We start from the raw sequence: 25652 nt of genomic DNA on the forward strand, positions 1-25652 counted from the left end.
TATACTACTTTTAGTCAGCGTTTAGATTATGAAGAAAAATCACAGGCTTTCTAAGAAAATAAATAGAAACTACAAGCGTCACCATCTCTGCAATAGGTATTGCAAACCAAATCCCATTTTCAAATAAATAAGGAAGCGTCACAAGTCCTAATACAGTGAATACAAAAGTCCTAAGAGAGGAAATCAGCGCTGATACCTTCCCATTTGATATAGCCGTAAAAAAATTAGAGGCGTAAATATTAAATCCAGCAAAAATATAATTTACAGAGAAAATTTTATAACCTAAAAGAGTAATATCGTAAGCAGAAGAATCGGCGGGAATAAAAATTCCGACGACTTGTTTAGCAAAAATAAACGCAGATAAAATCATAAGAACAGACATATATCCGATTGTATTCTTGCATATTTTAGTAATTCTATCGAACTGTTCTCTATTTTGGCTACCGTAATTATAGCTGATAACAGGTGCAACTCCTTCAGAAAAGCCCATAAATATAGAAGTAAACAAAAACTGAGTATACAAAACTACAGTAAATGCAGCTACACCGTCTTCTCCCACTAATTTGAGCATAGTGTAGTTTATCAAAAGAGTAGTAACACTGACTGCTAGATTGCTTATAAGCTCAGACGAACCATTTCCACATGTTTTTAAAATAGTATCGAGGCAAAAGTCACTTTTTACAAAGTATAGATCTCCTTTTCGAACAAATGTAAAATAAACTAATGCAAACACACATGGAATCAAATATCCAGTTACAGTAGCAAGGGAAGCACCTGCTATTCCCATATGAAATATTTTTATAAAAACATAATCTAAAATTGCGTTTGTAACTCCAGCAGCAGTAGATAAAAACAGTCCCACACCAGGCATGCTGGCAGTTATAAAGAAATTGCTAAACATTATCTGAACTATCATAGCCGGCATAAACCAAATTTGAATTTTATAATAATCCACGCAATAGGGCATCAATCGTTCGTTTGCACCTAATAGGTGGAGAATTTCATCCATAAAAATATATCCAAAAATAGATATTACCGTGCTAACTATTAATCCAAGCACTACAATTCTAGTAAAATTTTTGCGAGCCTCATCATCGTTATTCATACCGAGATTTATACCTATAATTGCGCTGCCTCCAGTTCCAAGCATTATGCCGATTCCTACGATGACGCTTATAAATGGATAGACAATATTTACAGCAGACAGGGCATCTGTCCCAACTAAATTTGAAATAAAAAGTCCGTCTACACTTTGATATAACGAGACAAACATCATATTTATCATAGACGGAAATGAAAACAGCAAAAGCTCAAATGTATTAAAATTTTTTTTAATCGACATTTCCATAAAAAAACCTCCTCAATTTAATATTTTGTATAAAATTATTGCGTGTTAATTCAATTTAGTTTTAAAATAAAGAATATAATAAATATATCACAAGGGGCTAAAATTATGAAGATACAAAGAACTGAATGGGGATATATAGAGTGGAGGCATATCCACGACGAAAACGACAAAAAACAGCTAATGGACATTAGAATATCTATAGTTCTCCCTGGAAAAAGTCAGCCAAAGCACACCCACTATAGCGAGGAGCAAATGCTTTATGTTATATCGGGGGAAGGAGTACATGTAATAAATGGAAATAAAAAACATGTAAAGGCTGGCGACTTCGTATATATAGACGGTGGAGCTACCCATGAGACACATAATATAGGTGAGGTTCCTCTTAGAGAATTACTAGTCTCAAATCCAGTCATAGTAAATAACTACGACTATGAAGGACAAAAACTAGATGGATTAAAAAGCATAATAGAGACGATACAAACTCAATTTATAGAGCCACTAAATATACCTATAACCATTTACGATTCTTCATGGAATCTACTTTTGCAGACGAAATGCTTTAACAATTACTGTATAAGAACATGTGGATTATTAAATGGTAGGTTTAAATATTGTGAATGTTTAACTCCTAAAAATAATTCAGAGGACGAGCAGTATTCGTTTAAATGCAGCCATGGACTGACTATTTACCACATACCTATAATTTACGAGGGCGATATAATAGGCTATATAAGAGGAGGCCACATACTGCTTGCATCAGACGGAAAGAAAAACGACCACAAGGATATTTACGATACTCCGACTGGAACAGCCATAAGTATAAATAGATTGCTTATTCAAATCGCAAAGAGCATAGTAAATTACTATGGATTTACAAATTTAAGAAATGAAGTCCAAGAGAAAAATATGGCTATAGAAAAAACTTCAAAATTAGGAGAAGAATTAAAAAACAACCTAATAAAGGAAAAAGAAAAGGTCACAAATTTGAAGATAAATCATCATTTTCTATTCAATACTTTAAATTCTATGGCTAGTATGGCGCTTGAAAATGATTGTTTTGACCTATATAGTGCTATAATTGATTTAAGTAAGCTTTTTAGATATACGATGAAGGTAGAATCTGAGTTTACTGAGCTTGAGAAGGAAATAGATTATGTAAAAAAATATTTAAATCTTCAAAAAATAAGATATGGAGATGAGCTTGAAATAGAGTACGATTTAGATGAGACATATAATAATATAAGAGTACCATTTAATTTTTTACAGCCGATAGTAGAGAATGCATTTGTCCATGGATTTAAAGACAGCGTAGATAAGAAGAAAATGAAAATTTCTACCGGATTATATAAAGGTAGACTTAGAATAGTTGTAAAAAATAACGGCTCGTACTTATCTGATCACGATGTTTGCGTAGTTATACAAAAAATACACAGCAACAGCGGTCACGGATTATCTTTAATACACAATAAGCTACAGTTTGCATTTGGGAACAACTTCAAGATGGATGTCATCTCAAATGAAAAGGATCAGACTAATTTTATTTTAGATATTCCAATAATCAATATAACAAAAAATTATAACTTATAGGAGGAAGATAATGTTTGATAAAACTTATGTTACAAAGGATGTAGAAGTATTTGAAGGAGATAGCAAATTTTTACCAGATTTATTATATGCCGGTGTAGTAAGTCATGGAAGTAATTTAAATGGATTTATGTTAAAGGCTCAAGGAGAAGGACCTCATCCAACGGCATTATTATTACATGGATTTCCAGGCTACGACGATCCAATAGATCTAGCGCATGCACTTAGAAGATGTGGTATGAATGTATTGAGATTTCACTACAGAGGTTGCTGGGGAGTAAAGGGAACTTATTCATTTACACATTGTATGGAGGACGTAAAGGCTGGAATAGATTATTTAGTCGATGAAAATACAGTAAAACAATTCAATATAGATACAAATAATATATTTTTAATAGGACACAGCATGGGTGGATTTATGACATTAACTCATGCCTGCGATGAAAGAATAAAGGCATCTGTAGCTATAAGCCCATACGATTTCGGACTTATAGGAAAAATAGGTCATTACGATGAAAAAGAAAAAAACGAAGCATTTGAAATGTACAAAACTGCTCAAGCTCCTCTAAACGGAACAAGTGCAGAAGCCTTAATGCAAGAATGTCTAGATAACGGAGATAAGTGGAATCTTCCAGATAAGGCAGAAGCTCTAGCAAACGAAAAGCTTCTTATAACTGTTGGAACTAGAGATACAGTCAGTAAAAAATGCTTACACCACGATAAATTAGCTAGCGAAATTAAAAAATACAACAAAAACAATTTAACAGAAGCATTTGCAGATACAGATCACTCTTACGCCAACAAGAGAGTTTGGCTAGCTCAAACAGTAGCTGAATTTTTAGAAAAAATAATAAATGAAAAATAGAGATATCTGATTTGATAGATATGTAATAATTATAAATAAAAACTGAGGAGAGACGAAATTGATAAAAACAGTAATTATAGATGATGAACCAGCAGTAGTTTCTATTATTAAGTATTTTGTAAAAAAAGAGAATTTACCTCTTGATATAGTCGGGACTGCGAGCAGAGGAGATGAAGGAATAGAGCTTATAAACAAATTAAACCCTCAGCTAGTATTTTTAGATATAAAGATGCCTGTAGTAGATGGATTCGAAGTTATGAAGTCTGTCTCAGATACAAAATTTATAGTTATAACTGCATTTGAATCGTTTGAATACGCTCAACAATCCTTGCGCCTTGGAGCAAAGGATATAATACTAAAGCCTATTGAATTCGAGCAGCTTACAGCATCTATTAATAGAGTTATGGGATGGAAGTTTACATCTAATAATACTGTAAACGATGTAATACAATATATTCATTCAAATTACGATAAAAAAATAGAACTTAAAGCTATAGCAGCTAACTTGTATTTATCTCCTGACTATATATCGAAGCTATTTAAAACTCATATGGGAACTACTATAAATAAATACATAAATAAGGTACGTATAGATAAGGCGATAGAATTATTCGATAACGGTGAATTAAGCGTAAAGGAGGTCGCCCTTATGACTGGATACGACAGCTTGAATAATTTCTATAAAAATTTTAAAAATGCGACAGGAAAGACGCCTGCTATGTACCTTTCTGAAAAAAATAAATAAAGATAGTTTTAGGAAGTGAAGATATGAAAGTTGCTTTGATTGCGCCAGTGTATACGGCAAATGTTATAAAAGATATTGTTGAACAAAATATAGATGATATAGATGTTGATTTTGTTATTTACGACGATTATACAAAAGCAATCGAAATTGTAGGAAGTATACAGAAAAAGTACGATGCAATAATGTTTGTCGGTGTAGTAGTTTATAAATTTGTGAAATCCTATTTGAAAGAGGAGTGTATATGGGGGTATTTTCCTCTACATGAAAGCTCTCTATCTATTGCTTTTTTAAAAGCATTGTATTTAAAAAAGAACATAAAAAATATAAGCATAGATACATATTCAAAAAATACTATTGAAGAGGTGTACAAAGCCATCGGTATAGATGTAGATGATGTAAATATTATGCTTTATGAAGTAGATGAATATAGAAACGATATAACAGAAGAGGCTATCGATTTTCACAAAGGTAACTTAGAAAAATACGACGATGTTTGTATAATTACGGCCTTGAGTGATGTAAAAAAGCTTCTTGATGATGAAAATATCGATAGTTATATGGTAACACCTACTAAAAGTATTATAGTAGATAGCTTTCAAAATTTATATTTAAAATACACAGCCAAGATAAATGCAAACAGTATGGTTGTAGCTATTTTTGTAGAAATAGATTTTCCAGACTCTTATTCTATAATAAGTAGAAATGAGTATTATTATGTGAAGGAGAAAAATAAAGTTACAGAGAGTATTTATGAATTTGCAAATAAAATAGAGGCTGCTGTAATTGAGTTTAGCTATAATACATATATAATGATTTCTACAAAAAAAATACTGGAAACAGAGACAGAAAATTATACAAAAATAGATTTGTTAAAGAATATTGGAGAGAATTCCTTAAATAAAATTTCAATGGGAATTGGATATGGTAAGACTGCAAGTGAAGCTAAGTACAAGGCTAACGATGCTGTGAGAAAGGCTAAAGGGTATCCAAATGAAAATGTCGCCTATATTATCTATGAGGATGGAAGAATTATCGGACCTGTAAAGGCGAATATAGAGAATAAAAAGGAAATAGCAGTTAACGACAGATTAATTAAAATAGCAGAGATAACAAATGTGAGCATAAAAAAGATATTGGCTTTTTATAATGCTATAGATATATGTAAAAAAGATAGATTCACGGCAGACGAACTGTCAAAGCAATGTGATATGTCATATAGAACTGTAAACAGAGCTATTAACAAGCTAGAGAGCTATGGATATGTAGAGGTTGTGGGCAAGCATTTTGAAGATGGTTCAGGTAGACCGAGAAGAATAATAAAATTTAATTTTTAGCAATATTAAAAAGATATATTAAAAATGTGATAATCCAAAAATTTTAATATGTCTTTTTTATTGTAAATGACTAAATATACAAAAAATATAGAAAATTTCAAAAAAACAATTCGCATATATTTTAGGAAAATATTTATCGATAAGTTAATAATATAGAAAATTTATAATACAAATAAATACAAAAAAAATAAGATGAAATTTTTGTAAAAAAAAAATTATTTTGTAAAAACTTAGTATTTCCAACGGTTAAAAAAAAATTTAACTTGTAATAATATTTTTAATTATGTAAAAAAATGTATTTATTTTTAGAATTATTGACATTTTTGTGTCATTTTAAAGTCAAATGTGTTATCCTATAATTTAGATATATACATAAATTGTATAATTTAGAAATTAATTGAAGTGAAAGTTTAATGGGGAGGCAAGTTATGAACCAAAAATTAGAAGATTTATGGGAAAAGCATTATGAAAGGGTATATGAAATAAGACATCAAATTCATATGCATCCAGAAGTAGGATTTGAAGAATATGAAACTTCTAAATTAATAGCATCTGAATTAGAAAAATTAGGAATTGAAGTTACTAAAAATGTAGCAAAAACTGGTGTTGTAGGTTTAATAAAAGGAGGACATCCTGGAAAAACTGTAGCACTTAGAGCTGATATGGATGCGCTTAGAGTAAATGAAGAATCAAACTGTGAATTTAAATCTAAGGTTCCTGGAGTAATGCATGCTTGTGGACATGATGGACATACAGCAAGTCTTTTAGGCGTTGCGATGATGCTAAACGAAATAAAAGATGAATTACACGGTAATGTAAAATTAGTATTCCAACCAGCAGAAGAAGTTGAAGGTGGAGCATTGCCAATGATTAATGATGGAGTTTTAGAAAATCCAAAGGTAGACGCAATATTCGGTGGACATCTATGGGGAAGTGTTGAAGCAGGAAAGGTTACAGTAAAACATGGAGCTATGATGGCATCACCTGATATATTTACAGTAAAAATAATAGGAAAAGGTGGACACGGTGGAGTACCTCATGCAACTGTAGATCCAGTTCCAATGATGGCACAGGTTATAAATGCTTTCCAAACTATAGTTAGTAGAAAGAATGATCCAACAAATCCACTTGTAATATCTTGTTGTAACGTGCATTCTGGTGAATGTCACAATGCTATACCAACAGAAGCTATAATCCAAGGAACAGTCAGAACTTTAAATGAAGAAACTAGAACTTGGGCAGAAAAAACAATGGAACAATTCGTAAAAGGTATAGTTGAACCTCAAGGTGCTAGCTATGAATTTGAATTTATTAGACAATTCCCACCTCTAATAAATGACAAAGAAGCTACAGATGTATTAGAAGCAGCTGCTAAGAAAATAGTAGGAGATGAAAATGTATACGAGCTTCCTACACCATCTATGGGTGGCGAAGATTTCGCATTTTTCGCTGAAAGAGTACCTGCATCATTTGCATTTGTAGGAATGGCTGAAGATATAAATAATCCTATATTGCATCACAATGCTAAATTTGCTTGGGAAGATAAGCATATGAAAAACTTATCACTAAGCTTAGCACAGGCTGCTATAGATTATTTAAATAAATAAATATAAAGGGAGGTTTTCGTTTTGGAAAAGAAACAAGCTACCGCAGAAAAACAAAGTCTGTTTATGAGATTCTTAAATGGAGTAGAAAGAGTTGGTAATAAACTACCAGACCCAGTAACAATATTCTTCATTTTATGGTTTGTTGTCATTGCTATATCAGCTATAGTAGCAAAATCTGGTGTTACAGCAGTACATCCAGGTACAGGAGAAACTGTTGTAGGGGTAAACTTATTATCAAAAGAACAAATGCAATTATTCTTAACAAGTATACTTACTAACTTTACAGGATTTGCACCTTTAGGACTAGTTTTAGTTACAATGCTTGGTGCAGGTCTAGCAGAAAAAGTAGGAATGATGGAAGTAATGTTAAAATCAGTTACAGACAAAATTCCTAAAAAATTAGTTACAGCTGCAGTTATATTCATAGGTATAATGGCTAATGCTGTTGCTGATGCTGGTTTCGTTGTATTCCCACCATTAGCTGCATTAATTTACATAGGAATCGGTAGACATCCATTAACTGGTATGTTCGCTGCATATGCAGGTGTTGCTGCAGGTTTCTCAGCTAACTTAATCATCTCAATGCTAGATGCTTTAGTTGCAGGATTTACTATACCAGCTGCACAAATAATCGATCCTAGCTATACAAGTACTCCAGCAATGAACTACTATTTCTTAATAGTATCATGCTTCATATTAACAGCTATAGGTACATTTGTAACTGAAAGATACATAGCACCACGTTTTGATGGAACTCCATATGAAGATACTGGATACGATGCTAGTGCAGAAGTTACACCAGCAGAAAAGAAAGGTTTAAAATGTGCTGGTATAGCAGTTTTAATTTACATAGTAATAGTAGTTGCATTATGTATAGGACCTAACGCATTCATGAAAGATCCAGAAACAGGTTCATTATTAGCATCAGCTGCTCCATTAATGGCAGGTATGGTTCCACTTATCACTTTATTATTCTTCATACCTGGTGTTATATATGGTGTAGTTGCTGGTAAAATCAAAAATGATAAAGATGTAGCAGCTTTATTATATGAATCAATGGCTGGTATGGGATCTTACATAGTTTTAGCATTTGCTGCAGGTCAATTCTTAGCATTATTCAACTCATCAAATATGAGTGCATTACTTGCTATAAAAGGTGCTGAATGGTTAAAGAATATAGGATTAACTGGTCCAGTTCTAATAATAGCATTCGTTATATTCGCTTGCTTCATAAACATGTTCGTAGGAAGCTGTTCTGCTAAATGGGCTATAATGGCTCCAATATTCGTTCCAATGTTTATGTTATTAGGATATTCTCCAGCTTTAACTCAAATGGCTTACAGAATAGGTGATTCAATAACTAACCCAATATCACCAATATTCACATACTTCCCAGTTATACTTGCTTATGCTAAGAAGTACGATAAGAATACTGGTATGGGTACAATAATGGCAGCTATGCTACCATATTCTATGATATTCCTTGTTGCTTGGATAGTATTACTATTAATATTCATGATAGCAAATATACCTCTAGGACCAAATGGAAATATTTACTTATAGGGTATAAAATACAGGATATAAATCTCGCAAATAAATTTTGATGTAGATTTAGATATAATTGACTAATATTAAAGAGCTATATCAATTTTGAGATAGCTCTTTAATTAATTAAAATAAAATTAATTAAGATTGATTAAAGAAAAGAGGAAATTAAAATGGAAATAAAAGAATTAGCAAAGAAAAACAAAGATTATGTTATCTCATTGAGAAGACATTTCCATCAATATCCAGAAGCTAGTATGCAAGAATTTGAAACTAGTAAAAAAATAAAAGAGGAACTAGACAAAATGGGAATAGAATATGTAAGTGCTGGTGGAACTGGTGTTGTAGCTACTATAAAAGGTGCAAATCCAGGAAAAACAGTTGCTCTTAGAGCAGATATAGATGCTTTAAGCGTAGAAGAGCTTACAGATTTTGAATTCAAATCTAAAAATGAAGGTATGATGCATGCTTGTGGTCATGACTGTCATATATCTATGCTTTTAGGTGCTGCAAAGATACTTAATGAAGTAAAGGATCAAATAAATGGTACTGTAAAATTATTATTCCAACCAGGTGAAGAAAATGCTAAGGGTGCATTTGCAATGATAGACGATGGAGCTCTTGATGGTGTAGACGGAATATTTGGTATGCATATATGGGCAGATGTTCCAGTAGGAAAAGTATCTATAGAACCTGGTCCAAGAATGGCATCTGCAGACTGGTTCTACATAAATGTAAAAGGTAAGGGTGGACATGGTTCTCAACCAGAAAATTGTATAGATGCTGTTGTTGCAAGTTCTGCTATAGTTATGAATTTACAATCAATAGTAAGTAGAGAAACAAAACCATCTAGTCCATTAGTTCTTACTGTAGGTATGTTAAATTCAGGAACTAGATTTAACGTTATAGCTGAAGATGGATATATGGAAGGTACTACTAGATGCTTCGATCCAGAGCTTAGAAAACAATTACCTGTAATGATGGAAAGAGTAATCAAAAATACTGCTGAAGCATACAGAGCAGAAGCTACATTAGATTTTGACTTTGCTGTTGCCCCAACAATAAATGATCCTCAATGTGCTGAAATAGGACAAGGTTCAGTTGAAAAAATATTAGGAAAAGAAGGAAACTACCACTTTGAAAAATTAACTGGTGGAGAAGATTTCGCTCACTACCTAGAACATGTTCCAGGTGCAATAGCATTTTTAGGTTGCAGAAACGAAGAAAAAGGATGCTGCTATGCTCATCACAACGGTAAATTTGCTATAGATGAAGATGCACTAGAAACAGGAGCTGCTTTATATGCTCAATATGCTGTAGATTTCTTAAATAAATACGAAAAATAATAGCTTAAATAAATATTATAGTAGATAAGTATTATAGTAAACTAAAAGCTGGCGAGGTAGATTTAAAATCTACTTTGTCAGTTTTTTTGCTTGTCGAAAATTATAAAATATTTAATGAAAAATATCGATAATTATATATTTTTTAAAATATAATTCTATTATTAATATAAAAAAATAAATATTTTAGACAAAAATATCTGAAAAGATAAAAAAAAGTCCGGTTATGATACTTTGCATAGATGTATACATTGTGGTATTATATATCTAACAAACATCAAGAAACAAAATTCACCTATTTAGTAGGTGGCGTTTATAGACTTTTGAGTCTCATAACTTATTTACCCACAATATGAGTTATGTTTTGAGGAGATTAGGTTCTCCTTTTTTTGTTTTTTGTATTTATAGATTTTTTATAAATATATATAAATTTTACTGTACGATTGATAATTTTGAAATATTTGGTATACTGTATATTATAAATAATTTTAAGAAAATTGTTGAAATTAGAATATTTCAAAAGTAAATATAAGAAAATTTTATTATGCTTGGAGGTAAAATATGTTTGAAAATTTAAAAATAGCAGATCCAGATTTATATGCTAGCATGAAGAGAGAATTAGTTAGACAACAAAGAAATATAGAGTTAATTGCATCTGAAAACATAGTTTCAGTGCCAGTTATGGAGGCTATGGGAAGTCATTTAACTAATAAATATGCAGAAGGCTATTCAGGCAAGAGATATTACGGCGGTTGCGCTCATATAGATGAGGTCGAAACTTTAGCTATAGAAAGAATCAAGAAAGTATTTGGCGCAGAGCATGCAAATGTACAACCACATTCAGGCGCAAATGCAAATTTAGCAGTTTATTTTGCAATGCTTAAACCAGGAGATAAGGTAATGGGTATGAATTTATCTGAAGGTGGTCACTTAACTCATGGTTCACCAGCGAATATATCAGGAAAATATTTTGATTTTACTGAATATGGTATAAATGAAGAAGGCTTAATCGATTACGATGAAGTTAGAAAAATGGCTCTAGAAGTTAAACCTAAGATGATAGTTGCAGGTGCAAGTGCTTACCCTAGAGAAATAGATTTTAAAAAATTTAAAGAAATTGCAGATGAAGTAGGGGCTTATTTAATGGTAGATATGGCTCATATAGCAGGACTTGTAGCAGCTGGACTTCACCAAAATCCAGTAGAGGTTGCAGACTTTGTAACAACTACAACTCATAAGACTTTAAGAGGTCCTCGTGGCGGAGTTATACTTTGCAAGGAAAAATACGCAAAAGCAATAGACAAAGCTATATTCCCAGGAATACAAGGTGGTCCGCTTGAACATATTATAGCTTCAAAGGCAGTTTGCTTTAAGGAAGCATTGAGCGATGAATTCAAAGCTTATCAAACTCAAGTCGTTAAAAATGCTAAAAAACTTGCTGAAGAATTATTAAAGAGAGGCTATAAGCTAGTAAGTGGAGGAACTGACAATCACTTGATTTTATTAGATTTTACAAACAAAGGAATAACAGGTAAGGAAGCTGAAAAATTGTTAGACGAAGCTTACATAACTGTAAATAAAAACACTGTACCAAATGATCCAAATGGTGCGCTTGTAACTAGCGGTGTTAGAATAGGTACTCCTGCTGTAACTACTAGAGGTATGGTGGAAGAGGATATGGCTGTAATTGCAGAAGCTATAGATTTATGCTTGAATGATAGAGATTTAGATATGGCTAGAGAATTAGTAATAGGTCTTACTAAGAAATATCCTCTATATGAAGAATACGATTTAATGGATTAAGATTTCTAATTAAAAATAAATAAATACTCTTCAAAATCCTATGCGATATATTTAAATATATATTGTATAGGATTTTTCATTTTTAAAAAGAATTAAAATTTATTTCGTATATATGATAGAAAAATACTAATTTGATAATATATTTTAACGTATAAAATATGTTAATATTTAATCATAAAAGCTAAAATGGGGGATGAAATATATGGATAAAAGCACAATAAAAAATTTAATGAATGAGTACAAAAGACCTTTTTATATTTACGATGAAGAGGTAATAGATGAGCAAATACAAAAGCTAAAAGATAATTTTCCTGAATTTGAGTTTTTATATTCTATAAAGACAAATCCAAATGAAAATATAGTAAAATTCATAGCGAAAAATGGCATAGGCTCAGATGCTGCATCAAAAAATGAGGTCTTAAAATCAGTAAAGGCGAATATCCCAAAGGAAAAAATAATATACTCATCAGCAGGAAAAACTAAAAGCGATATAGAGGATACTTACGATAAATGTATAATCACAGCAGATAGCTACCATGAGTTAGAGATAATAAATCAAGTTGCTAAAGAGCATGGAGAAATTTTTAGAGTAGGGCTTAGAATTAATCCAAATTATTCTATGGACTCAGACAGCGCCGTTTCAAGCAAATTTGGTGTAGATGAAGAGAGCTTATTAGAACACATAGATTTTATAAATTCTCTAAAAAACATAAAAATATGTGGAATACATGTGCATCTAAGATCACAGGTGTTAGATTACGAGGTTTTATATAATTATTATAAGGATATATTCGACTTAGCTGTTTTTTGTATAGACGAGATGGGATTTGATATGGACTATATAAATTTCGGCGGTGGACTTGGAATTGCATATTCTGATAGAAATGAAGAATTGAAAATAGATTTTTTAGGTCAAAAATGCAGAGAATTAGTAAAACAATTTAAGAAAAAATTGAATTGCAGACTTATCATAGAATCAGGTAGATTTATAATATGTAGAGCCGGTACATATGTGACTTATGTAATTGATAAAAAATCTTCAAGGAGTATAAATTATCTAATTGTCGCAAATGGATATAACGGATTTCATAAACCGAGTCTTGCTGAATTAGTCGTGAGCTATTCACAATTACCTAGAGAAAATTTAAAAGCGACAGAGCCTATATTTACAGCGTATGATGCAAACCAAGTAGATATTTTAACTGAAGCTAACGAAAAAGAATTAGTCACAGTATGTGGAAATTTATGTACAGCAGCTGATTTGCTAGGCAAAAATCTAGAGCTGCCAAAGGCTGAAATAGGCGATATAGTCACAGTTTCAAATGCTGGAAGCTACGGATTTACGCTAAGTCCGATTTTATTTTCTAGCCATGAGATACCTTATGAAATTTACTTAGATTCAGAAAAAAACGTGATAATAAATAAATATTAAGCGATATATAGAAGAATTTTCCATAAAAATGGGATATAATATAAATATATTTATTTTTGCATAAAAGGAGGAATACTCATGGACAATAAAGCTATGTTTAAAATAGGTTATGGACTTTATGTCGTAACTGCAGAGGAAAACGGCAAACACAATGGATGTATAGTAAATACAACAATACAAGTTACAAGTACACCTAATTTTATATCAATAACTGTTAACAAAAAAAATAAAACTCACGATATGATTAAAAACACAAGAAAAGTGAATGTATCTATACTTACAGAAAAAGCAAGCTTTGATATATTTAAACGCTTTGGATTCCAAAGTGGAGCAGATGTTGATAAATTTGCTGGATACACAAATATGAAAAAATCACCTAATGGATTATACTACATAACTGAAGCTACAAATGCATATATATCAGCATATGTTCAACAAGCTATAGATCTTGGAACTCATACTATGTTTATAGCACAAGTGGTAGCTGCAGAGGTTTTAAGCGAAGATAAAACTCTTACTTATGACTATTATCAAGAAAACGTAAAACCAAAACCAGAACCTGTTAAAGCTAAAAAAGGCTATAGATGTGTAATCTGCAACTATGTTTACGAAGGTGATGAATTGCCACCAGACTTTATATGTCCAATTTGTAAGCATGGTGCTAGCGATTTTGAAAAAATACAATAATCGAGGACAGAGGTTGAAAGCGAAATTTTTCGGCCTCTTATTTTTTTACGAAATACTTCTAAAATGTCGGAAAAGTTAAAAAATAGTTCTGTTTTAATAATATATTTTAGCGCATAAAATATGATAATATTTAAACATAGAAGTTAAGAAAACGAAAATAATAAAACATTAAAAATAAAATTTTGGGGTAACCTTAGGAGGAGTAAAATATGTTAAAAACAACTAAAATCACAGATCCAGAAGTATACGCTATAGTAGCAGATGAATTAGAAAGACAAAAATATAATATAGAAATGATAGCATCAGAAAGTTCAGCACCAACTGAAATATTAGAATTAATGGGATGCGTATTCGTAAATAAAACTGAAGAAGGTCTTCCAGGAAAAAGATATCAAGCAGGTTCTCAACATGCTGATAGAATAGAAAACTTATGTATAGAAAGAGCTAAAGAAGCTTTCGGTTGTGAATATGTAAACGTACAAGCTTATTCAGGAGCAACTGCAAACTATACAGCATTCAACGCTGTATTAGATCCAGGGGATAAAATATTAGCAATGAGACTTGACCACGGCGGACATTTAAGTCATGGTTCAGCAGCAAACTTTATGAGTAAAATATTTAACTACAAACATTATGGTGTAAATGATGACGGTGTAATCGACTATGATCAAGTTGAACAAATGGCATTAGAATTCCAACCTAAAATGATAATAGCAGGGGCTAGTGCTTATCCAAGACTAATAGATTATAAGAGATTTAGAGAAATAGCTGATAAAGTAGGAGCTTATTTATTAGTAGATATGGCTCATATTTCAGGACTTATAGGAGCTGGTGTAATTCCTTCTCCAATCCCATATGCTGATTTTGCAACATCTTCTTGTTCAAAAACAATATGCGGTCCTAGAGGTGGATTCGTAATGTGTAAAGAAAAATATGCAAAACAATTAAATAGAGCTACATTCCCAGGAACTCTAGGTTCTATCCAAATAAATGGTATAGCTGCAAAAGCTAACATGTTCAAGAGAGTTAGAGAACCAGAATTTATAGCTACAATGCAAAGAGTTCTAGACAACGCAAAAACTTTAGCAGCAGAATTAGAAAAAAGAGGATTCAACATAGTAAGTGGTGGAACTGACAATCACATAGTATTAGTTGACTTAAGAGCAAAAGGAATAACTGGTAAACAATTTGACCAAACTCTAGAAAAAATAGGTATAACAGTTAATAAAAATGCTATACCAAATGATCCAGAAAGTCCATTCGTAACAAGTGGTGTTCGTATAGGTCTTACTGCAACATCTGAAAGAGGATTCGGCGCAGCTGAAATGGCAGAAATCGCTGATATAATGAATACAGTAGCTGAAAACATCGATAACCAAGAAGTTTTAGACGAATGTAAAGCAAAAGCTAGAGCATTAGCTGCTAGATTCCCATTATACCCAGATGGATATTTTGAAGACTAATTTGTGATAATAGTTAAATACGATAATTAAATAAAAATTATTATATATATGGCGGACTTGTTAAAAAGTCCGTCTATTTTGTTTTGAAAAAAGGATTACTAAAGCACTATAACAATAACTCCGCTCCGTATGAATATGTTAAAGGATTTTGTGAGATTATGTATGAAATAAATTTTGTTGGGACATAATATAACCAAGAATTTGTATAAAAGTAAAAATATTCAAGATTGGGGATTTCTATAATAAATTGCTAAAATAATGAGGAGGTTTATTATGTTTCGACAAGAACATTCAAATATGTTTAGTTCTAAAAAAGTTAAATCAATGGTAGATAATTTAAATATAGAGGAAATGAATTCTTTAATAGCGCTAGCTCAAGCAAAATTAAAAAATTTGTATAATTTAGGCTTTTATGATGAAAAAGAGGGAAAAGACAAAATTTTGGAAGGTAGATTTAAAAAAGGTCTTAAATGCCCTAAATGTGGGAATTCAGAGCTAAATAAAAATGGAAAAACATATGGTCGTCAAAGATATATTTGCAAAAAATGTAGAAGAACTTTTGACGAAAGAAGTCTTTCTCCTCTTTCAAATACAAAATTGAGCTTGGAAAAATGGCTAAAATATTGTCAATTCATGATACAAGGTGGAACCATTAGAATGTGCGCTGAAGAAGTAGGAGTTAGTGTACCGACTGCATTTTTTATGCGTCATAGAATTTTGGATGTGATTAATGTATCTTTAAAAGATGAAATTTTAGAGGGGATAGTTGAGACAGAGGCTTGTTATATCAACGAATCATTCAAAGGATCACCTGTTTATAGCCATTCTGATGAAAAATATTTTAAAACATTTGATAAAAGTAGGGTGCCTTATCTGGGCATTCATTTTAATACAATTGTAGGTATGATGGCAAGCAGAAAGAATATCAAGCAGGGTCAAATTTGTATTAATACGGCAATTGATAAAAAAGGACATATACTTACAAGAATAGTAGATAATGATTTTGGAAAAAGTAATAATAAAATCAAATCTAGAAATATGGTGTCATTTTTTGAAGGGAAAGTAGAAAAAGATGCAACTTTATGTGTGTATTCATGGAAGTATAGTAAAGTAGCTAGAGAGCTAGATTTAAAACTAGTAAAAGTGTTTAACCAAAGTAATCCTATTTATAACGTAAAACGTGTTTTTAAATATAATAGAGAATTAAGAGAATGGATGAGAAATTTTAATGGTGTTGCTACTAAATATTTAAATAATTATTTAATATGGTTTAAATTTTTATTTATAAGTAGAAAATATAAAGAATTTAATCGAATAAAGGAATTATTTATGGAATTAGCGACAAGGAATCTTTATATTACTCAGTATATGATAAAGAATAGATTTGTAGAATTATTGCAGTGATTGTTTTATAATTTTGTAGCATGTAAAAAATGAAATATGCCTACGGCAAAGATAGCAATATTAATCACAAAGTTATTTAATATATTCATAATGGTTACAATGGATAAGATGAGCAGATTGAAGAATGATTGTGATTTAGGGGCTAAAAAATTTGGAGAAATTTTGAAAATTTTCTTGCTAAAATAAAAATATGTGTTATAATTCATAATATAAAAATTAAAACAAAGGTCTATAGTGGAATCTATGATTTCATCGATAAACCTGATAAGTTTAATTTGATATTACATTTTCATAGATAGTATTCGTAGATCTGTCTTAACCAAATAAATATATGCCTATAGCGGGAACTATGATTTCATCGATCTTGAGGAAAAGAATACATATTTAAACAATAGTTAAAAAGCTAATTTGTTATATAGATATGAACTACTATATGCGTTAAGTAGAGATGAGCATGTCTATATAAATTAAATTTAATTAAATAAAATTAAATAAAATTTTAATAATCATAGTCAATATTCATAGGCATTTACAAATACTCATAAAGATATGGAGGGTCTTTTCTAAAGTACATACCGTAGTAATTCATTTAAAAAGAAAATTTAATAATTTTTGGAGAGATATTAGTTGGTTTTATTTTTGTGCAAATAAACAGAGATTTTGCATAGTATAGATGTGTATTTTTGTGCAAATTTACAACTAGTATAGTTTTTATTCAAGGAGGCCAGGAATATGAGTAAAATGAGCAAAGAAGTAAAAAAAATAACAAAAGAAAATTCTAATAAGGAAAAAGGTAGAGTAGAAAACTTTATGGGTGGATATTCTTATGAAATAAATCCTTTAGATACTATGAAGATGGTGACTGCATCATCTATATTTGGTGAGCCACAGTATTATATAGATGGGAAATTCTGTGAGTCAGGTTTAAAAAGAGAAATTAGAAATTCGATACACCGTTTGTTTGCACCTTATTCAGTGTTTGATATTTCATTAGTAAGTGATAAAACTACTAAGGAAATAATGGAAGAGGTTATCGATGATGCTTTGGAGTATGATTTTGAAGCGACTTTGAGATGGGCTAAGACCTTGAGAGAGGATTATTTTATGAGATTAAATCCTCAGGTAATAATGGTAAGAGCAGCTATGTCAAAGTATAGAGCTGAGTTTACTGAAAAACATCCAGGGCTGTTTGATGAGATAAATCAAAGTGTTATGAGAAGATGTGATGATCCACTAAGTCAGTTGACTTACTACTTATATATAAACAAATCTAAAAATAATTTACCAGGAATTTTAAAAAAATCAATAAAAAAGAGACTAGAAAAGGCTCGTGCCTATGAATTGAAAAAATATAAAAATAAGGAAATAGGTGTGATAGATGCAGTTAGAATAACTCATGCAAATAGTAAGATTATAGATGAGCTTATGCAAACTGGCAATATAGAGGTCGAAGAAAACGATTTAACTTGGGAAAATCTAAGAGCAGGTGGCAAGTCGTGGACTGAAATTTTAGATACTATAAAAATGAATCATATGGCGCTTCTTAGAAATTTAAGAGGAATTTTTAAAGAAATAGATGATTTAGAAAAAACTAAAGAAATTATGGAAAACTTGAAAAAAGGTGTTAAAGGTGGTAAACAATTTCCATTTAGATATATGAGTGCTTACAATGCTGTAGAAATAGATCGCAATGTAAACAATAAGGGAGTAATTTTAGATGGATTAAATGAATGCTTGGATATTGCGTGTGATAACTTACCTAAGTTAAAGGGTAAATCAGCGTTTCTATCAGATAATTCAGGCTCCGCCTGGGGAACTTGCACATCAGAATTTGGGAAAGTTACAGTTGGGGAAATCGACAACCTAAGCTCAATGATAGGAGCTGTAAACTCTGATGATGGACATGTATTCGCCTTCGGCGACGAATTGATAGAGTATCCAGTTTCAAAAAGAACTGGCATCTTAACTCAATCTAAACATATGTCTAAATCAGCACGAAAAGATGTAGGATTTGCTACAGAAAATGGTATATGGATATTTTTCAGAGATGCGATAAATAAAAAGCAGCATTGGGATAATATATTCATATATTCAGATATGCAAGCAGGTCATGGCAGTCTTTATGGTACATCAAAAGGTATTGAAGAATACAGAAATCAAGGATATTGTATAGACCGATATATAGGATATGTGGATGTGGCGAAATTAATCGAGGATTATAGAAAATATGTAAACCCTAAGGTAAATGTATTCTCAATTCAGACAGCAGGCTACAAAAATGTAGCAGTTCCAGAATATGGATATAGAACTAATATACTTTATGGATGGACTGGAAAAGAGCTAGTATTTGCCGATACCATGATAAAAATGTGGGATGAAATTGATAGTCGCTAATATAAAAAAGGATGTGATTAGATGTATAAAATGTATGGAACAATAATCGGGGATATAGCTGGTTCTACATATGAATTTAAAAATATAAAATACAGCCTAGATCGTAAAGATTTGATAAATAAAAGAAGTGAGTTTACTGATGATACTGTTATGGCTTTGGCAGTTGCAAAGGGAATTTACAATGTGATTAAAGATGATGATAATAAAAAATCACTTGATATAATAGGCAACAAGGATAGACAAGATGATTTGTATTTATCTATACAAAAGGAGATGCAGGATTTTGGTAGAATATACCCAAATGCAGGATATGGAGGAAGCTTTATTCAGTGGATACATTCTGAAAATCCTAAGCCATACAACAGTTGGGGAAATGGCTCAGCTATGAGAGTTGCGTATTGTGGTTGGATAGCAAATTCCTTAGAGGAGGCAGAGCTTTTAGCTGAGATATCAGCAAAAATAACGCACGATCATTTTGAAGGGATAAAGGGAGCTAAAGTAGTAGCTGGATGTATATTCTTGCTTAGAAACGGAGCTACTAAGCAAGAAATTAAAGATTATGCATCTAAGTACTACTATTTAGATTTTACACTAGATGAAATCAGACCAATTTATAAATTTGATGTAAGCTGTCAAGGCTCTGTACCACAAGCCATAACCGCATTTCTAGAAGGAGAGGATTTCTGCAGCGTAATATCAAAGGCGATATCAATAGGCGGTGACAGTGATACGATAGCTGCTATAGCTGGTAGTATAGCTGAGGCTTTTTACGAAATACCAGATTTTCTGTACAATAGATCTATAGATAAGCTAGATGATTTTTTATTAGATGTTTTATATGATATCAACCAGATTTTAGATTAATAAAAATAAAGAGCTGAGTCCAAATTCAATAGGATTCAGTTTTTTTGTATAAATTTCTTACATTGTAAACTATAATAATATATAAATATAATTGTTATTTACAATGCATATGAAAGGAGAAGTTATGAGCAAATATATTATGGCGTTAGATGCTGGTACGACTAGCAATAGATGTATATTATTCGATAAAAAGGGTCAAGTAATTAGCGTGGCACAAAAGGAATTTACTCAGTATTTTCCAAAGCCTGGATGGGTAGAGCACGATGCAAATGAAATATGGTCATCTCAGCTAGGGGTGGCAGTCGAGGCGATGGCGAAAATTGGAGCTACTGCAGAGGATATAGCGGCTATAGGGATAACTAACCAAAGAGAGACTACTATAGTTTGGGACAAAAATACTGGTGAACCTGTCTATCATGCAATAGTTTGGCAGTGTAGAAGAACCTCTGAATACTGTGACGAGCTTAAGGAAAAGGGTCTTACAGATAAATTTAGAGAAAAAACAGGGCTTATAATAGATGCTTATTTTTCTGGGACTAAGTTAAAATGGATTTTAGATAATGTCGAAGGTGTAAGAGAGAGAGCAGAAAATGGAGAATTGCTGTTTGGGACAGTTGAGACATGGCTTATTTGGAAGCTGACTAAGGGTAAGGTTCATGTGACTGATTATTCAAATGCATCTAGAACTCTGCTTTTTAATATTAAAGAGTTGAAATGGGACGATGAGATTTTAGCGGAATTAAATATTCCAAAATCAATGCTTCCAGAGGTTAAACCATCTAGTGAAATCTACGGATATTGCGATTCTGCGTTTTTAGGAGGAGAAATTCCGATATCAGGAGCTGCAGGAGACCAGCAGGCGGCACTATTTGGTCAAACATGCTTTAATCCAGGTGAAGCAAAAAATACATATGGAACAGGCTGCTTCATGCTTATGAACACAGGCGAAAAACCAGTTTTCTCAGAAAATGGGCTTGTAACTACTATAGCTTGGGGGCTTGACAGTAAGGTAAATTATGCTCTTGAAGGCTCTATATTTGTCGCAGGTGCGGCGATACAATGGCTTAGAGACGAGCTTAAAATAATAGAATCAGCTGCAGATTCTGAGTACATGGCAAACAAAGTAAAGGATACTAACGGATGCTATGTAGTGCCTGCATTTACTGGACTTGGAGCACCTCACTGGGATCAATATGCTAGGGGAACAATAGTCGGAATTACCCGCGGTGTCAACAAATACCATATAGTCCGCGCGACATTGGAATCATTGGCTTATCAAGTAAACGATGTCCTTCAAGCGATGAAGGCGGACTCAAAAATAGAGCTAGAAGCCCTAAAGGTAGATGGTGGAGCGAGTCAAAATAATTTACTTATGCAAATGCAATCAGATATAATAGATGCCCCAGTAAAAAGACCAATGTGCGTCGAAACTACAGCGATGGGAGCAGCGTATTTGGCAGGGCTAGCAGTAGGCTACTGGAAAAACAAAGAAGAAGTTATAAAAAACTGGGAGATAGATAAAGTTTTTACTCCTAAAATATCAGAGGAAGACAGAGCTAAGAAGATAAAGGGCTGGAACAAGGCAGTCAAATATTCATACGGATGGGCTAAAGAAGAATAAAGTAACAATTCGAGCATAATAAAAATAAAATAGTATACGCGAAATGTAAAGAGGAGGAATGACATCATGATATTACCAAAAAGACTAAAAAAAGGCGACACTATAGGAATTGTGGCTCCTTCAGGTCATTTACGTGAAGCTAAGATAGAGGACGTTGAAAAATCTTTGATAGATAGAGGATACAAAGTGAAAATTTACGAAAGCTGTTATAGCGTAGACAGAGGCTACTTATCAGGAAACGATGAATTGAGAGCTAAATGTCTGCAAGAGGCGTTTGCGGATGAAAATATAGACGCGGTTTTCTGCATAAGAGGTGGATATGGAGCTGCTAGGATATTGGATTTAATCGATTTTGATATTATCAGAAATAATCCGAAGATATTTCTAGGATTGTCCGATATAACAGCGCTTCACATTGCGTTTAACCAAAAATGCGATTTGGTTACTTACCATGGACCTGTGGCGAGAAGATTTGTCGATATGGACGATTACACAGAAAGGTCTCTATTAAAAAACATAGCTACAGATGAAAGAATAAATTTCGAAAACCCTGAAGGCGAAGAAATATTTACATTATATGAAGGAAAATGTCAAGGTCAAATCGTGGGTGGAAATTTGAGTTTGATAAATACATCTTTGGGAACAGAATACGAAATAGATACTAAGGACAAAATCCTATTTATAGAAGAGACTAGTGAATATGTATATAATGTAGACAAAATGATAAATCACCTCCACATGGCTGGCAAATTTAGAGATTGCAAGGGGATAATATTCGGTGATTTCAAGGATTGCAGAAAGGTCAGAGACGAGGATTGGGCAGTCGAGGATATAGTAAACGAAATCGCCCAGAGATACAAAAAGCCTACAATCTACAACCTGCAAACAGGTCACTGCATCCCAGTCGGTACAATACCTCTAGGTGCAATGTGTTATCTAGATGCTACTAATAAAAAGGTAGAATTTGACTATTCAAATTGCTCATGTGTAAAATAAGTTTGATTAATTATACGTTTTGTAATAAAATGGAAATATTAACTTAAAGAAGTGTATCAAAGCAATTAGGGGGAAAAATGGAAAAAATTACAACAATATTATTTGATTTAGATGGAACACTAATTCCTTTTGATCAGGAGGAATTTATAAAAGCTTATTTTTATAATTTAGCAAAAAAATTTGTACCTATGGGATACGATAATGATTTACTTATAAAATCTATATGGGCAGGAACAGGAAGCATGGTTAAAAACGATGGAAAGGTCACTAACCAAGAGGCATTTAAAGTTACATTCTCAAAATTAATGCAAAGAGAATACGATGAAATGGAACAAAGCTTCCTTGATTTTTACGCAAATGAATTCGATAATGCAAAATCTACACTACAAGAAGACGTAGATAGATCAGAATTTATAAAAGCTCTAAAAGACAAAGGAGTAAAGGTAGTTTTAGCTACAAACCCAATATTCCCAAAGGTAGCTGTTCAAACTAGACTTAACTGGATTGGCTTGAAATTAGAGGATTTCGACTATGTGACTACCTTCGAAAACAGCCACTACTGTAAGCCAAACTTAGATTATTATAGAGAAATTTTCGAAAAAATCGGTTCTAATCCAAATGAATCTATAATGGTCGGAAATAATGCACTAGAAGATATGATATCTGGTGAGCTAGGTGTTAAGACTTATTTGGTTACAGATAATCTTGAAAATCCTAATAAGGTCGATATAGATCAGTTTGAAAATGGAAGCTTTGATTTTATAGCTGATAAAATTTTAGAAGTAATTTAAAAAAGTTAAAAATTATATTGAAAAAAAGTATGTTACAAAATAATTTAAAATTTATTTTGTAACATACTTTTTTTAATGAAATAAGTATTTTGATTATTAAATTTATTGTCGTTAAATTAATTTTTTTGTTAAAATTAAAGGAAAAATTAATAATTAAAACGAAATATAAAATATATTAGCGAGTATATTAGTATATACAAAAGAGGTGAATTTTTTAGTGAGGGATAAAATAATTTCAATTTTAAAAACAAAAGTATATATATATGATAAAAAACTTTCTTATTTTTTGGATGATATAGAAAAAATTTATGATATAGTTCAAAGTAAAATATTAGATATTGATTGTAAAAATAATATATTAGTTTCATCAGAAAGAATAGGTATAGATGTATGTTTATTAGTTATTGTAGCTATTAATACATATCTTGAAGATTTAAAAAATTATAATAATAATATAGTATCTAACTTAAAAACAGATCAAGTTGTTATGTATAAAGGAAGAAAATATAAATACAAAGGTTGTGAAGTTGATAAAAGTGGTTATTTTAAAGATACTGAATATATAGTATTAGAAGCTAGGAATGGTATTCAAAAAATATTCAAAAGTGATGCATACAAATTAACACGATATTTTGGTAAATCAGAAAAGTTAGATAAAATGGGAAAAAATAATGAGAGTAAAGAAGGAAGAAAATTAATTAGTAAATTACTTGATTTAGATATTAATCAATTAGTTGGTGTTTTAAATCAACAAATATTAGTAGTATTTAAGAGTAAAAAATATATGCAACATATTTTAGAAAATTTAAAAATTGAAATAAATCAACAAAAGTATGAATTTGGAACAGTATTTCCTGCAAGATATTATAGTGATATAGATAATTTTATTGATATTAAAGGAAATAAACTTCATTTACAAAATATATTTTTGTTTACATCAAGATTTGATGTGGCAGATTTATTAATAGGTGAATACAGTAATTGTAATAAATTAATTTTATTGGAGGAAGAATCTTATTATAAATCAATTTCTATAATAGAAGATTATATTTTAGATGAAGAACAACTTGAAAAAGTTATATTTTATAATACATACAATCATATAGATAGGATTGTAAATTTAATTGAAAATGATGCAAGTGTATATGCAATAGGTGAAAAAGAAAATTTAAAGGTTAAGAATATTTTGGTAGAATCAAGTAAAATAAACGGTTTGTTATATATTACAAAAACGCAACTAAAAAATTTATTAAAGCCAGAATTTGATTTTGTAAAAAAAGATGAGTTTATAAAAAATACTTTTAAGCTACTTAAAATTTTTCAATTAATATGTATTCCAATAAATAAATTTAATGAAAAGTATATTATAGACAGAGGAATTAAAATTATAAATAAAATAACTGAAAATACTTATCAATATACTACAATTTATGAGAAATTAAAATGTATATGTGAAAATCTACGTGATTTATATGATTTATTATATACTTCTAATCCTAAATTAAATATTCTAGAATATATTTCAGACAAGAATTCCACTATTATATTAAATAATAATTCTGAAATTGAATTTATAAGTAAAAATAAAAAAATAAAATTTAAAAAATTAGAGAGTATAAATAATTTAAACAATTTAAAATTACAGAATCAAAAATTGATATTTATGTCATTTTATAATAATAAATACACCACTTTATAAGAAAATCTAACTTGCTAAGTCATCTAAACCTTTAAATGGGCGCAAATAGCTTATGTGAGATAGATTTTCTTTAATTTCCTCTATTTTCAACAACTTGCTAAAAATTAATTCCTTCTTTATGTTTTCA

Annotated in this window: 19 protein-coding genes; 18 read left to right on the forward strand and 1 reads right to left on the reverse strand. The window is 31.1% G+C overall.

Annotated elements, in window-relative coordinates; all coding sequences use genetic code 11:
• Positions 1-10: 10 nt before the first annotated feature.
• A complete protein-coding gene (locus SPD90_RS08485) occupies positions 11-1348 on the reverse strand; it encodes an MATE family efflux transporter (RefSeq protein WP_320625380.1) in 1338 nt (445 codons plus the stop codon).
• Between the two features lie 105 nt (positions 1349-1453).
• Between SPD90_RS08485 and SPD90_RS08490 the strand changes: the two genes are divergently transcribed.
• From SPD90_RS08490 to SPD90_RS08575, 18 genes are all read left to right on the forward strand, one after another.
• Entirely contained in the window at positions 1454-2935 is a 1482-nt protein-coding gene (locus SPD90_RS08490; protein WP_320924935.1) for a histidine kinase, read from the forward strand.
• A 10-nt stretch (positions 2936-2945) separates the two neighbouring features.
• The gene (locus SPD90_RS08495) at positions 2946-3797 is read left to right on the forward strand and encodes an alpha/beta hydrolase family protein (protein ID WP_320924936.1); all 852 of its coding nucleotides are present in this window, start codon (positions 2946-2948) and stop codon (positions 3795-3797) included.
• Positions 3798-3855: 58 nt separating this feature from the next.
• Positions 3856-4542 (forward strand): response regulator transcription factor, encoded by a 687-nt coding sequence (locus tag SPD90_RS08500; protein WP_320924937.1) that lies wholly within the window; start codon positions 3856-3858, stop codon positions 4540-4542.
• A gap of 23 nt (positions 4543-4565) precedes the next feature.
• Positions 4566-5876: a winged helix-turn-helix transcriptional regulator gene (locus SPD90_RS08505; RefSeq protein WP_320624838.1), complete on the forward strand. Its 1311-nt coding sequence runs from the start codon at positions 4566-4568 to the stop codon at positions 5874-5876.
• Positions 5877-6304: 428 nt separating this feature from the next.
• Complete coding sequence (locus SPD90_RS08510; RefSeq protein ID WP_320624839.1) at positions 6305-7483, forward strand: M20 metallopeptidase family protein; 1179 nt, start codon at positions 6305-6307, stop codon at positions 7481-7483.
• Between the two features lie 63 nt (positions 7484-7546).
• Positions 7547-9046 (forward strand): AbgT family transporter, encoded by a 1500-nt coding sequence (locus SPD90_RS08515; protein WP_320924947.1) that lies wholly within the window; start codon positions 7547-7549, stop codon positions 9044-9046.
• 155 nt (positions 9047-9201) lie between these two features.
• On the forward strand, positions 9202-10374 hold the full coding sequence (locus SPD90_RS08520) for a M20 family metallopeptidase (RefSeq protein WP_320924938.1): 1173 nt from the start codon (positions 9202-9204) through the stop codon (positions 10372-10374).
• Between the two features lie 558 nt (positions 10375-10932).
• On the forward strand, positions 10933-12174 hold the full coding sequence (gene glyA, locus SPD90_RS08525) for a serine hydroxymethyltransferase (protein ID WP_320626607.1): 1242 nt from the start codon (positions 10933-10935) through the stop codon (positions 12172-12174).
• Between the two features lie 202 nt (positions 12175-12376).
• The gene (locus SPD90_RS08530; protein ID WP_320624297.1) at positions 12377-13606 is read left to right on the forward strand and encodes a diaminopimelate decarboxylase family protein; all 1230 of its coding nucleotides are present in this window, start codon (positions 12377-12379) and stop codon (positions 13604-13606) included.
• A gap of 78 nt (positions 13607-13684) precedes the next feature.
• Positions 13685-14293: a flavin reductase gene (locus SPD90_RS08535; RefSeq protein WP_320924939.1), complete on the forward strand. Its 609-nt coding sequence runs from the start codon at positions 13685-13687 to the stop codon at positions 14291-14293.
• 209 nt (positions 14294-14502) lie between these two features.
• Positions 14503-15756 carry a serine hydroxymethyltransferase gene (gene glyA / locus SPD90_RS08540; RefSeq protein WP_320924940.1) on the forward strand — a complete coding sequence of 418 codons (1254 nt, stop codon included), beginning with the start codon at positions 14503-14505 and terminating at the stop codon, positions 15754-15756.
• A 273-nt stretch (positions 15757-16029) separates the two neighbouring features.
• Positions 16030-17160: an IS1595 family transposase gene (locus tag SPD90_RS08545; RefSeq protein WP_320924941.1), complete on the forward strand. Its 1131-nt coding sequence runs from the start codon at positions 16030-16032 to the stop codon at positions 17158-17160.
• A 732-nt stretch (positions 17161-17892) separates the two neighbouring features.
• Positions 17893-19554: a TROVE domain-containing protein gene (locus SPD90_RS08550; RefSeq protein ID WP_320924942.1), complete on the forward strand. Its 1662-nt coding sequence runs from the start codon at positions 17893-17895 to the stop codon at positions 19552-19554.
• 21 nt (positions 19555-19575) lie between these two features.
• Positions 19576-20418, forward strand: a complete 843-nt coding sequence (locus SPD90_RS08555) for an ADP-ribosylglycohydrolase family protein (RefSeq protein ID WP_320625821.1) — start codon at positions 19576-19578, stop codon at positions 20416-20418.
• A gap of 124 nt (positions 20419-20542) precedes the next feature.
• Positions 20543-22039, forward strand: coding sequence for a glycerol kinase GlpK (gene glpK / locus SPD90_RS08560; protein ID WP_320924943.1), 1497 nt, complete (start codon positions 20543-20545; stop codon positions 22037-22039).
• A gap of 66 nt (positions 22040-22105) precedes the next feature.
• The gene (locus SPD90_RS08565; RefSeq protein WP_320924944.1) at positions 22106-23035 is read left to right on the forward strand and encodes a S66 peptidase family protein; all 930 of its coding nucleotides are present in this window, start codon (positions 22106-22108) and stop codon (positions 23033-23035) included.
• Positions 23036-23112: 77 nt separating this feature from the next.
• Positions 23113-23826 (forward strand): HAD family hydrolase, encoded by a 714-nt coding sequence (locus tag SPD90_RS08570; RefSeq protein ID WP_320924945.1) that lies wholly within the window; start codon positions 23113-23115, stop codon positions 23824-23826.
• 217 nt (positions 23827-24043) lie between these two features.
• Entirely contained in the window at positions 24044-25525 is a 1482-nt protein-coding gene (locus SPD90_RS08575; RefSeq protein WP_320924946.1) for a DrmE family protein, read from the forward strand.
• The last annotated feature ends 127 nt before the right edge of the window (positions 25526-25652 follow it).

The organism is Intestinibacter sp., from assembly GCF_034113885.1.
Taxonomy (GTDB): domain Bacteria; phylum Bacillota; class Clostridia; order Peptostreptococcales; family Peptostreptococcaceae; genus Intestinibacter.